This window comes from Gimesia sp., assembly GCF_048260065.1.
In the GTDB taxonomy this organism is placed as follows: Bacteria; Planctomycetota; Planctomycetia; order Planctomycetales; family Planctomycetaceae; genus Gimesia.
On the sequence record NZ_JBLXHC010000011.1, the window covers coordinates 190,929 to 203,271 of the forward strand.

Sequence of the window (12,343 nt, forward strand, 5' to 3'; positions counted from 1 at the left end):
AACAAAGTATTTTATACTTTTCCCATTGTTTCGAAGTGACAAAATTGCATTCGCTTACCCTGGCGGTATAACATGACGCATTGCTCGGCATGATCAGATATCCTGCCACTGCGCTCGTTCGTTTTCGGTTTAAGCTCTATGTCACTTAAAGTCACAAATATCCGTCTGCCGGTTGAATATCCTGAACAGGAGCTGGCAGAAAAAATTGCACAGCAACTGGGTATCAAAGCGGACGAGATTCAAAACTACCGAATTCTCCGGAAGAGTCTGGATGCACGCTCGAGACATGATTTACGGTTCGTTTATTCGGCAGAAGTGAATCTCCCGGATGAAGCGGGCGTCTTGAAAAAGCTGCGGGATGATTCCTCAATTCAGGGGTATACCGAGGCACCTTTCCATGATCCTGGTTGTGGTACACAGCCGTTGGAAGAGAGACCTGTCGTTGTCGGCTCGGGTCCCGCGGGTCTTTTGGCAGGATATTATCTGGCCCTCAAAGGGTACCGCCCTCTCATTCTCGAACGTGGTTTTCCCGTCAAAGAACGTGTTCCGGAAATCAGACGTTTTGACAGAGGGGAAGGGTTCCAAAGAGAAAATAACTACCTGTTCGGCGAGGGGGGCGCAGGCTGTTTCAGTGATGGAAAACTGACCTGTCGGCTGAGTGGGCCGGATGTGCAATGGGTGCTCGACCGGTTTGTTGACTGCGGTGCACGTCCCAGTATCGTTTACGAGCATCGTCCTCACCTGGGGAGTAATAAACTTCCCATGATCTGTCGCAACTTTCGTCGCAAGATCGATGCACTGGGGGGGGAATTTCGCTTCGAATGTCGCCTGGAAGGCATGGATGTCGCAGACGGTCAGGTACAGGGAGTCATGACGTCATCGGGTTATATCAAGACGTCACATGTGATCCTGGGCATCGGGCACAGTGCGCGAGATACCTATCAGATGTTATACGAACTGGGCATACCCATGTTTCGTAAAGCGTTTCAACTGGGTCTTAGAATCGAACAGCCTCAGGAACAGGTTAACCAGCATAAATATGGTCGCGAAGAGTATCTTACTCTTTTAGGTGCCGCCGACTACACCATGATCACAAAAGGCAAACGTGATCTCTACACATTTTGCATGTGTGCGGGAGGGATCGTGATGCCCAGCGTTTCGGAACCGGAAATGTTCTGTACGAACGGTATGAGCAATTCACGACATGATACCGGTTACGCTAACAGTGGAATCATGACAACGATCTATCCCGAAGAATTCGGCAGTGAACATCCCCTGGCGGGAGTTGAACTGCAGAGGAAATATGAAGCGGTTGCGTATGCCCTGGGAAATAAAAATTATCTCTGTCCGATCCAGCGTGCGGGAGATTTTCTGAACCAGAGGAAGACTGAGTCGAGTTTTTCTTATACCGGCACTTACCAGCGGGGCGTAGTTGCCACGGAGTTGCATCAGGTTCTGCCACCAGTGGTTCTCACGCAGATTGAAAATGGATTACCAGTGATGGATCAGAAATGGCGCGGTGCATTTCTGGCAAATGCGGTACTGGTTGGTCCGGAAATGCGGGGTAGTTCTCCTGTCCGCATTGATCGAGAACGCGATACCTATCAGGCTCCCGGCTTTCGCGGACTGTATCCCGTCGGAGAAGGTGCAGGTTACGCGGGGGGAATTGTTTCTGCTGCCGTTGATGGACTTCTGAGTGCCAAGAAACTGGTAGAGGAATTTGCCCCGCCAGGATCTGCAGCTGAAAAACTTATTCACCATCAATGATTTGATTGATCGACTTGTCTATGGCGGTGAGATATTGATCCAGCTTTTCGAACAGTTCTTGAGTGAACTGGTCACTCTTTAACAGCTCTGCTGCCTGATTCCGCACGCTGATATCTTCGACGCGTCGTTTTTCAACACCGTCAGGTAACTCGCGAACCAGGCGAATCATCTGTTCGTTCATGGGAATGAAACCGAGTTCCAGATGCTCTACCAGTTCCGAAGTGAGCCGCTCTGAATCCGAGAACATTTCCCGCAATGTCAGTTGGTTGAGCGCACGTTTCACGATTCCTGTCTCCCTTCCAAAGATCAAAGGATATTAATATTAGACAGGTGATCGCCTTGGAGGGTCAAGAGTATTTTCGATTCAGCTTTGATTAAGATTATGACAAGCAGGATCTCTGTTCAAATGGGATCTGAACAAAGATCTGAAGACACGTCTGCAATCAGATTAATTTGCCGACATGCGACCAGATTTCGTCACCAATCTCTTCAATGGAGCGGAGTGTCTTATCTTTCAGACATTCAATTTTCTGCCAATACTGATTTTCTTCAGCCAGTTGCAGATACACTTCACGAACGTTGGCGAGATAAGACTGATCTGCTTCCTGTAGATCGGCAACTTTTTCGGTATAAGATCGTTTCTGTTTTTCAGCGATCAGTTTTTGTGCAAAGTCAGCAGGGAGATCCAGAAGTATTGCGAGATTCAAACGGGGCATTTTATAAATCGCATATTCAATCTGTTCAATCCATTCGATGAACTCGCTCCGTTCTGTTCCAGTCAGTTTTGCTCCCTGGTGAGCTACGTTCGAAGGGATATAGCGATCAAAAATGACGACATCGCTGGACTCGATGGTGTTCAGGATGTGCGATCGAGATTCAAAGCGATCACCGGCATACAGCAATGAAGCGAGAAAAGGATTGACTTCATCTAACTCACCAAACCGCCCGTTCAGGAAGTCTCCAATCGACTTCCCGAACAATGTCTGGTCGTAACGGGGAAAGCCGATCAGGCTGGATTTGATTCCATCAGCCTGGCAACGGGCATGCAGCCTGGCAGCCTGGGTTCCTTTACCAGATCCATCAATCCCCTCAATTGCAATTATGACTGCCACTCAATCACTCTCTAAATATAAAACGGTATTGTCAGTTTGAAATGTTGACAGAAAGCTGTGCTGCTGAATGTCAATGAAAACCATCGTTCAGGGAGAAGTGCGATCTGCTTCGAGATATTCGAGGTGATCTTTTCTGCCTTGTGCATACACGAATTTCCCCAGGTCTGCTTTCGTTCCCTGACAGATGACGGGGGCATACCAGCGATCGGTACCACGAACCCAGCCGGGACGCTCCTCACATTCGCGTTCGATCATTACTTCAAGTTTACGATCAATCAAAGTGTGATAAAACTTCTGAGCCAGTGATCGTTCAAGGTCTGCCAGTTGTGCACAGCGTTCCTGGCGAATTTCAGGGGAGACCTGATTTTCATATGTCGCAGCGGGAGTTCCTTTGCGGGCACTGAAGGGAAAGATGTGAATTTTCATGAAAGCCGCTTCTTCACAAGCCTGCATCGTCTCTGCGAATTCGTCATCGGTTTCGCCTGGGAATCCGACGATCACGTCTGTAGTGAAAGAGGGATGGTTCAGACGTTCCCGCATGCGTTGTAGTTTTTCCAGAAAACGACTGACATGGTAGCGACGTTTCATGCGACGCAGGACGGTATCAGAGCCACTCTGGAGTGAAGGGTGGAACTGGGGACAAAGATGTTCACAGTCAGCTGCTGCAGAGATAAAATCATCATTAATTTCTGCTGTTTCCACGCTGGAGAGTCGCATTCTCCAGTCACCCGGAATCTGATCCAGTTTGCGAAACAGATGCCAGAGACGAAATGGTGGTTTCCCCGATTTTCCTCGTGTTGTATCGACGCCGAAATGACCGACGTGGATTCCGGTGAGCACGATTTCCTTGAAGCCGTTCTCGACCAGCCGTCGCACTTCTGCTTCGATATCTTCTGGAGATCGACTTTGCAGTCCCGGTCTGACGGAAGGGATAATGCAATAGGTACATCGCAGGATACAGCCGTCCTGGACTTTCACATAGGCTCGTTTACGACCTTCAAATTCAGAAATCCCGGTGGGCATATCGACGATGCCATGCCGTTCCAGAATGTCGGGCAGTTCCCTTTTATCGGTTACGACTTCGAATACCCCGGGCAACTTGGAAACGGTTTTTGGATCTCGCGTGGCGTAGCAACCCATCACCAGAATTTTTGTTCCCGGATTTTTTTTCGCCAGATTGCGAATCAGTTTTCGTCCTTTGGAATCACCGGTGGCAGTGACGGTGCATGTATTGACGACACAGAGATCAGCTGTTTCCGTTTCCTCTGCTTCGCGATAGCCGTTTTTCTCAAGCGCTTCTTTGACCAGCTGCGTTTCATACTGATTCACCTTGCAGCCCAGAGTGACCAGCTGGCAGGTTTTATTTTTACCGGGAGTATGAAGTTGAGTGAGTGTCATAATTTTGCAGCTGTAGTTAACAGTTGTTTTGCACAGTGAGTGGCTCAGTATCACCGTGGCGAGCCTGGATACAGTGATTGAGCCGATCAGGAAAATAGCCCGGAAATCTGGACTTACCGGAATTTACCACATTCCATCTGGAAATTCATCAAGTCAGGTCGCATAGTATAATCAGAGTCAAACCAGACTTCGAGCGGCAGAAAGCAATTGTCTGATCCGTTTACAGGAATAAGCGTTTCACCGTATCTCTTTGCCTGAAAGTAATCTTATGTCGTTTCGATTAGTTCATCATAAATCATTTATAAATCAAATGTTAAGTGTTCTGCTGGTGTTTGCTGTCCTGGGGAAGACTCTTCCCGGGGTTGCTGCAGAGCAAGCAGAGACCATCGATTCTAAAGTATATCCCAACGCCGTGGTTGCCGCGGATCATCCGCTGGCGAGTGCAGCAGGAATTGCCATTCTTAAGGCTGGCGGAAATGTCGTTGATGCGGCTGTCGCGACTTCCTTTGCCCTCTCTGTTCTCAGGCCCGCCAGCTGTGGTCTGGGAGGCGGTGGCTTCATGGTGATCTGGGACGCCGAGCAACAGAAATCTACGGTCATCGATTATCGTGAACGCGCACCTGCTGCTGCAACACCAGATATGTATTCAAGGCTTCCAGGATCGGAAGAACAACGGCAACTTGCCAGCCGGCAGGGCCCTCTGGCAGTGGCGGTTCCCTGTAATGTCGCCGGTCTATGCTACGCTGTCAAAGAATACGGGAAGCTGGATCTGAAGACAGTGATGCAGCCCGCAATTCTGATGGCCCGTCGTGGGGTTCCGATAAATGACCACATGCGATCCGTACAGAATTCCATGTTAAACCGTGTGAAAAAAGGTGAACTGAATCAGAAAGAGTTTCAGCCATTGATAGATGAATATTTGAATCATGGCAAACCGTGGGAAGAGAAAGCACGTTTTTTCAGTCCACAGTTAAAGGCGCTGGAACTGATTGCAGAAAATGGTCGTGCCGGCTTTTATGAAGGGCCTGTCGCGGATGCCATTGTGGCGACCTGCGGGAAGCAGGGGGGCGGGATTCTAACTCTAGAGGATTTAAAGGAGACCGAACCCATCATCCGCAAGCCGCTCACTACCACATTCGATGGGTATCAGATTATTACTATGCCACCCCCTTCCAGTGGAGGCATCGCGATCATTGAGTCCTTCAATATGATTGATGCTCTGGAAAAGCAGGTACTGAAACACCCTTTTGCTGACCTGAAATATCATTCACCTCAGGAACTGCATTTTCTAACGGAAGTGATGAAACACGCGTTTGCTGATCGGGCTGAATACCTGGGCGACGCCGACTTCGTACCCGTTCCTCTGGAGCGGTTAACAGACTCGGCTTACGCTTCCCGTCTGGCGGCCCGCATTGACTCGAAGCAGACAAAAAAACTGAAAGACTACGGACGCTATATTCCTCCAAAAGATAGTGGAACGAGCCACTTATCGGTTATGGATGCAGCCGGCAATGCGGTGGCTTGTACAGAGACCATTAACCTGACATTTGGAAGTTATGTTGTGATACCGAAATACGGGATTGTAATGAATAACGAAATGGATGATTTTGCAGCCATCCCTGGTAAACCGAATGCCTTCGGACTGCTTCAGAGTAAAGCAAACGAGATTGAACCGGGGAAAAAACCACTCTCCAGCATGTCGCCTACGATTGCCATCAAAGACGGCAAAGCAGTTTTTTCAGCAGGTGCCTCAGGAGGCCCGCGCATCATTTCCAGCACACTACAGGTGCTGTTGAATATGATTGTCTTTGGTATGCAGCCGGAACAGGCAGTTGAATCTCCCCGTATTCACCACCAGTGGGTACCGGAAGATCTGCTGCTGGAAGCCGAGCTGTATAAACAGGTAGGGAACGAACTGAAGCAGTTCGGACATTCGATCAAGAAAAGTTCCAGCCTGGCAGCAACGCAGGCGGTTTCACGTCAGCCAGACGGATTACGGGGACACAGCGATTCACGCAAACATGGCGCTGCAGCCGGATATTGAGGACGGGCTGAGCTTCTACAGGCTCAAATTAATTCTGAGCCGTAGCCAGTTTCTTTTCGATCTCTTTCTGAGTTTTTTCCAGCTGTCGTTTGACGACTTGCGATTCTTCTACTTCGATTCGTTTTTTCAAGGCATCAATTGATTCCTGGGTTCCGATCGCCTGTAAAATATTGCAGGCTTCGATTCTCATATCTTTGTCAGGATCATCCAGTAATCGCAGTACCGGTTTTTCCGCGATTGTTCCCATGATTTTAAGAGCCGTGCGTGCATCTTTCATATCTGCGCGGTTGGGGAGACGACCGACAATGATTTCTGCCATTATTTCAGAGTGAATCGTCGGCATCAGTTGGATGATATCTTCGCGAACCAGGGCAGAATTTTCTTCTTCCAGTAACTTTGCAAAGGCAAGTGTGGCTTCGTCGGTATACCAGACCGACATGGCGTTGATATGTTCTTTCATACGAAAGCCATCTTTGGCCTGGGGAAGCGTCTCTGCCAGTACCGTAGAGACTCTGGCAAGATTTTCGGTATCCGGTTTCATTGTAACCAGTTTTTTACAGGCCGTGTCATGTGCAAAAGAGCTGGTGCCAGAGATCACCCGTAGTGCCCAGTCGATCGTATCTTCGTCTGGTCGTGGTTTTAAGTCCCGATCATTTCGATTCGGATCAGTAGAAGCCTTAGGTTTCATTTCCGGTTTGGAAGTTGTGGAATCAGCCATACTTTTCAGAGAGTTGGAGTTTGCAGAAACTTTAACCGAAGGGTCAGACTGCAGAGGATTCGATTTATTTTTTAGTGCAAGTGCATTCAACTCTTCAGGCTGGACTTCGATGGTGATGATCCGGTTCTGAACGTCAATCTCTTTCATTTTTCCGCAATTAAGTTTCTGGGCAAATGCAAACAGATCTTTCGGAACCTGATGCAATACCAGAACCAGTTGCTGATCCTTGCTGAAATAATCGATTTTTGCGTTTTCAGTCTGCTCGGAAGTGGGCTGGTCTTTCTGCTCAGTCGAATTCAGATAAGCAGACTGCATATTTTTCTGTAGCTGCTGTACTGCGTCCGGCTCGATTTCATTCAATCCACGAATAAGAATGGCAACACCAGGCTGTTCTGTATTCAATGTCTGTTTGCGGACCTCACTCAGCAGATCTGTTTCGGGATTCTCATTGGCTGGTGTCCCTGTTGCTGGCTGCATTGTGGGAGCACTGGGATCTTTTTCTTTTACGGTTTCAGCAGGAGTCGCTGCAGGCCGAGATTGAGATACCCGGGGACTTGCAGGTGCCAGTCGAGGCGCAGGGGCAGCATTATTATTTGCAGGTGCGAAGGGGTTGGAATTAGTGCGCTGCTGACTTGTATCAGACCCGCCACAACCAGGCGCGAGTAATAGAGAAGAAATCAGGAGGAAAGACAGAATTGGTTTTAGAATGTTGGCCAGCATAGGAATACGATTCTGTTGGAAGGATAAAGGCAAACAGGCACAGCATCTGTTTGATATAGATTTTACGATATCTCAGGTGAACAGGATCAAATAAAATATGATATCTGGTCAAATAGACATGAAAAATCTGGCAGGGTTCGTGTGGCATGCATATGTATATATGCTATCTGCGCGTTCCTGCCTCTGCAAGATCAGTCATCTTATCTATTTTAAAGATCTTCGTTTTATGCTGTCGAAGCCGTTTTACGGCCAATATTGAGCCATTTTTGCCCTGAGGAAAGCGACACTTTCCTCTAAATCTTCCATTCCGTTGACTCCATCTTCGATGCTGACCCAGCTGTCAAAACCAACTTCTTTCAGCTGTAAGAAGATGGTGTCGTAATCGTTGAGACCTTTGCCAATGACCCCATGGCTGAGTCGACTGGCGTAACCCAGGCTGTTCTCTTCCTTGCGCAGGTCTTCAATCGTACCTTCAATCAGGTAGCGGTCACTGGCGTGCATGGTAACCACGCGGTGTTTGATTCGTTCCAGCAGTTCCAGTGGATCTTCTCCTGCCAGGATTGTATTGCTCGGATCATAATTGACTCCGAAGTTGGGTGAATCAATTCGAGAGACAAGGTCGCAGAATACATCTGCCATCTGTGCGAATTCCGGATAGTCCCAGTAGTTATCTTTATAGTGGTTTTCGATAATCAGTGTCAGTCCCAGTTTTTCTGCCTGTGGAAGACAAGCTTCGATCGATGAAACGGCGTATTGAATTCCTTCTTCCCGGGAAACTTCAGGTCTGCGTTGACCTGAAAGCACTCGACAATATTTCCCTCCAAGGGCCGCCGTCATTTCCATCCAGAACTTTTCGTGTTCGATCTGCTCATTCCGAAACGCCTCATCAGGGTGAGTGAAATCGGGTGAACAACACATCATGGGGATTTCCAGTCCCTGATCGCTGGCCATCTTTTTAGCTTCCGGCCAGAAATTTTTGTCTTTCATTTCCAGAAAGCCAGCGTAGAACTCCAGCCCGTCAATATCCAGAGTGGCTGCCAGATCAATCCACTGGCGAAGAGTCATCTCGCCTGAAAGACAAAGTTCATCCATAAAAGCTTTGGGAAATGCGGCGAGTTTTGGCATCTAAGGTTCCATCAGGTTCTAATGTTTTCAGGTTGTTGTTTTTTAATTAAGAACGATTTTCGATAGCAGCAGAGATTAACTTTATGGCGTCAGGACGGCTTTTACGATTTCACCTGAGTGCATCGTTTCAAAAGCCGTATGCCATTCGCTGAGAGACCAGGTTCCACCGATAATAGGTTCGAGATTCAACTGACCTGTCGTCAGCAGGCGAATAACTCGCTCCCAGATCGGCCAGTTATGGCTGAAGCTGCCTTGCAGTCGAATGTTCTTCTGTACGAGTGGATCGAGTGAGAAGCCCAATGGTTGTGGTCCCCAACCTACTTTGCTGATCCAGCCTCCTGGGCGGACAATTTCCAGTGATTTTTTCAATGTGACTGATACGCCCGCAGCATCGACGACGCCATTAACGCCCAGTCCATCTACTTCATAAGACCAGTCGTCAAGTCCTTCGATGACTGGTTGGCATCCATAGTATTGTTCGGCAATTTCCAGACGGCCCTTGTCTCGCTCCAGTCCCACTACAGCAACTTCAGCTCCCTGCAGTCGCGCCATGGCTGCACAAAGTAAACCAATCGGCCCTGGTCCGAAGACGACGATGCGATCACCGGGTTGAATGTCACCATTCATGACCACGGCATTGAAGGCGACGCAACAGGGTTCAGTAAGCGCTGCTTTTTCAAGTGGTAAACTGTCCGGAACACGATGCAGGCAACGTGCGGGGACACGCACAAAACTCGTCATGGCACCGTTTACACCATAACCAAACCCTTTACGGGTTGGATCCAGATTGTAGCGGCCTTCGCGTGACATCGGGTTGTCAGGATCTATGATAGCCGCCGTCTCACTGACAACGCGATCACCCTCTGACCAGTTTTGAACGAGGTTTCCTGTTCTAAAGATTCTTCCTGCAAACTCATGTCCGAGTACTACGGGATAGTTTACAGGCCAGCTGTGATCTGCCGTCCATTGATGCAGGTCACTGCCGCAGACGCCAACCGCTGCTACTTCCAGGAGCACTTCATCCGGTCCGATGTCGGGTACAGGGATCTCCTGTAGTTCGACGGAGTTCGCCTCAGGGGCGTAGTTGACAACCGCAGTTTGTGTTAATTCAGCCTGGCTCATTTTTGACCTCCGATAGCGACATCACCGTATGCATGTACTTTTTCACAAATCAATCTTAACGAGTCTTCCAGGTTTCCACTCGCGGTTTTGAATGAGTCCGCGTCAATGGTCAATGGGGCTCCCAACACGACAAGTGGGGCACCATACTCGGGGGTCTGGATGGCCTGTTCCAGGGATAGTCCTCCTACTGCCTGGACAGGAACATTGACGGCTGCGACAACTTCTTTCAATTGGTCCAGGGGGCTTGGCATCCGTTCGCCACGAGCAGCAATCCCACGGCGTTCATCATAGCCTACATGGTGAATCACATAATCACAGCCCAGGTCTTCCAGTCTTCTTGCAGCGGGCACCATGTCATCGGCCAGGTTATCACCCATAACTTTGACACCGTGGTCTTTACCAGCCTGAACGACGCAGTGGATGGTTTCTTCATGTGCCCGCGACATGACGACTACATGAGTCGCTCCTGCTTTCGACATCATTTCTGCCTCCAGATAGCCTCCATCCATGGTTTTGAGGTCAGCGACGATCGGAGTTTCCGGAAAGTTCTTACGCAGCTCTCTCACACAATTCAGGCCTTCAGCCAGGATCAGCGGAGTACCTGCTTCCAGCCAGTCAACGCCGGCTCTCATCGCCATCGCAGCAGTCTCTAAAGCCTCTTCAATATTGGTCAGATCTAATGAGATTTGTACGATTGGTTTCATGAAATTAATATCACTTTCTTCCACTTTAGATATCGTTGGACAGTATTATGTTCACACTTCAGATGCTGTCCGAATGAAGCAGTGTTCCAGACAGAAAAGTTCAAATAAAGTACCATCCTATCGGAAGAATTTGATTAATGCGAACGCAGGAAGCGACTCTGGAAAGATATTCAAAAAGTGTACAAAAGGGTATGTTTCAGGGGTGGCTTGAGAGAGTCAGACTTCGTAAGCGTTAAAGTTTAACAGTCAACTGCTGGGTTGTGTGGATTTTGCTGGTTTTGAGGTAAATTCTGGTCGTTCGGCATCCGATTCGATTAAAGGCGTGTTATGTCACGCATGCGGGATGATTGAATGAGTCTGGATGATTGTAGGACAGTCAGAAATGCCTTCTGAATTATTAGATGATTATCAGGTACAGAACCATCTGCACGAGCACCATTCGACGTTTGGAGCTCGGGCGATTTTGATTTTATTCTTAGCTCTTGCGGGTGGAATTATTTGTGCCCAATGGGTACGTGGCGTTCGAGTAGAAACCTATGTAGGTTCCTTGCAAGCCCCTAAAACCATCATCACAGCAAAAAGCGATGCCATCATTCAGGAAGTGCATGTCCAGGAAGGTCAAACGGTTTCCAGTGGAGAAACAATTTTGACTCTGTTTGATAGAAGCCTTGAGAAGAGCTGGAAGTCGAAACAGCAGGAACTGGTAATGCTGGAATCTGAGTTGGAACAGTCTAAAGCGAAAAGCGAAGTCGAACTGGCTTTACGAAATAAAGAAATCGAGTCTGAAGTCTTCAATGCCAAGTTGAAGTCCTCACAGTATCTGAAGGAGAAATATATCCATCAGATAACCAATCTGGCCTGGCAGGATTTCCTGCAGGATTACGATTCAATTTCGAGTAACGGATCCAATGAGGACGTTTTTCGCTCGCTGGTTTATGAAAGCCGGTTACCTGATGAAAATAGAATCACAGCCATGTTGCGTCAGGAATCTGCCCGAAATTCAGCAGAAGTATTTGCCGCACGTGTTAAGCTCTGTGAAGATCAGATGGAAGAGTTAAAAGCAATCCAGCGGAAGCTTCCAGCTCAAATTCGAGTTGCCATGGGGGTGGAAGTCATAAAAAACCGCCTGGATCGTGTGAAACAGGAATTGAAGCAACTGGAATCCCAGCGAGATGCTTTACAGTTGAAAGCGGGTAGGTATGGAACTGTTGGAATCTTTGCCAGTGAAAAAGGTGATTCCGTCAAGAAAGGGGCTCCGATTGTGGAACTCTTTGACAAAGAACATCCCTATCTGGTTGTGGAAGTACCTTCCCGGAAGATCAGCCTGTTTGACGAAGGGAAAGATGTCAAAATCATGTTTTCCGGAAATTTGAAAGGGAAAGGCACCATCCAGAGGATTTCAGAGCAGGCGATTCAAAAGCCTGGTTCGTCTGAAAGTATCATTCTGGTTTATGTTGAACCCGCTGGTCCACTCTGGCCCATTTTCCCGATGGGGACCACCGTCGATGTCACGTTAGAGAAATAATCCGACATTGGCAAAAATCCGGCCCCGGCCTTCAGATTGAGTGAAATTCTAACTCTAATCAGGCCCTGCTCTTCCGTCATTTATCGTATTACAGGTCTATTTTCGACT

General features: G+C 48.3%; 10 protein-coding genes. 3 read left to right on the plus strand and 7 right to left on the minus strand.

Features of this window, described 5'->3' with window-relative positions:
* Window positions 1-138: 138 nt before the first annotated feature.
* The gene (locus ACN0YN_RS20350) at window positions 139-1,767 is read left to right on the plus strand and encodes an NAD(P)/FAD-dependent oxidoreductase (RefSeq protein ID WP_417386849.1); all 1,629 of its coding nucleotides are present in this window, start codon (window positions 139-141) and stop codon (window positions 1,765-1,767) included.
* Here the strand turns inward: ACN0YN_RS20350 and ACN0YN_RS20355 are convergent.
* From ACN0YN_RS20355 to mtaB, 3 genes are all read right to left on the minus strand, one after another.
* Window positions 1,751-2,050: a hypothetical protein gene (locus ACN0YN_RS20355; protein WP_417386850.1), complete on the minus strand. Its 300-nt coding sequence runs from the start codon at window positions 2,048-2,050 to the stop codon at window positions 1,751-1,753. The genes ACN0YN_RS20350 and ACN0YN_RS20355 overlap by 17 nt on opposite strands.
* A 160-nt stretch (window positions 2,051-2,210) precedes the next feature.
* Window positions 2,211-2,879 (minus strand): thymidylate kinase, encoded by a 669-nt coding sequence (locus tag ACN0YN_RS20360; RefSeq protein ID WP_417386851.1) that lies wholly within the window; start codon window positions 2,877-2,879, stop codon window positions 2,211-2,213.
* Between the two features lie 87 nt (window positions 2,880-2,966).
* Window positions 2,967-4,277, minus strand: a complete 1,311-nt coding sequence (gene mtaB, locus ACN0YN_RS20365; RefSeq protein ID WP_417386852.1) for a tRNA (N(6)-L-threonylcarbamoyladenosine(37)-C(2))-methylthiotransferase MtaB — start codon at window positions 4,275-4,277, stop codon at window positions 2,967-2,969.
* Window positions 4,278-4,545: 268 nt separating this feature from the next.
* Here mtaB and ggt point away from each other — a divergent pair, with 268 nt between their 5' ends.
* Complete coding sequence (ggt, locus tag ACN0YN_RS20370) at window positions 4,546-6,321, plus strand: gamma-glutamyltransferase (protein ID WP_417386853.1); 1,776 nt, start codon at window positions 4,546-4,548, stop codon at window positions 6,319-6,321.
* Window positions 6,322-6,349: 28 nt separating this feature from the next.
* Here the strand turns inward: ggt and ACN0YN_RS20375 are convergent, their stop codons facing one another.
* The 4 genes from ACN0YN_RS20375 to ACN0YN_RS20390 all read right to left on the minus strand — a co-directional run bounded on the left by ACN0YN_RS20375 (window position 6,350) and on the right by ACN0YN_RS20390 (window position 10,710).
* Window positions 6,350-7,759 carry a HEAT repeat domain-containing protein gene (locus ACN0YN_RS20375; RefSeq protein WP_417386854.1) on the minus strand — a complete coding sequence of 470 codons (1,410 nt, stop codon included), beginning with the start codon at window positions 7,757-7,759 and terminating at the stop codon, window positions 6,350-6,352.
* Between the two features lie 243 nt (window positions 7,760-8,002).
* The gene (locus tag ACN0YN_RS20380; protein WP_417386855.1) at window positions 8,003-8,884 is read right to left on the minus strand and encodes a sugar phosphate isomerase/epimerase family protein; all 882 of its coding nucleotides are present in this window, start codon (window positions 8,882-8,884) and stop codon (window positions 8,003-8,005) included.
* Window positions 8,885-8,965: 81 nt separating this feature from the next.
* Window positions 8,966-10,006, minus strand: a complete 1,041-nt coding sequence (locus ACN0YN_RS20385; protein WP_417386856.1) for a zinc-binding dehydrogenase — start codon at window positions 10,004-10,006, stop codon at window positions 8,966-8,968.
* Window positions 10,003-10,710: an orotidine 5'-phosphate decarboxylase / HUMPS family protein gene (locus tag ACN0YN_RS20390; RefSeq protein ID WP_417386857.1), complete on the minus strand. Its 708-nt coding sequence runs from the start codon at window positions 10,708-10,710 to the stop codon at window positions 10,003-10,005. Before ACN0YN_RS20390 ends, ACN0YN_RS20385 begins: the two co-directional genes overlap by 4 nt.
* Window positions 10,711-11,092: 382 nt before the next feature.
* Here ACN0YN_RS20390 and ACN0YN_RS20395 point away from each other — a divergent pair, with 382 nt between their 5' ends.
* Window positions 11,093-12,235: an HlyD family secretion protein gene (locus tag ACN0YN_RS20395; RefSeq protein ID WP_417386858.1), complete on the plus strand. Its 1,143-nt coding sequence runs from the start codon at window positions 11,093-11,095 to the stop codon at window positions 12,233-12,235.
* Window positions 12,236-12,343 lie beyond the last annotated feature (108 nt).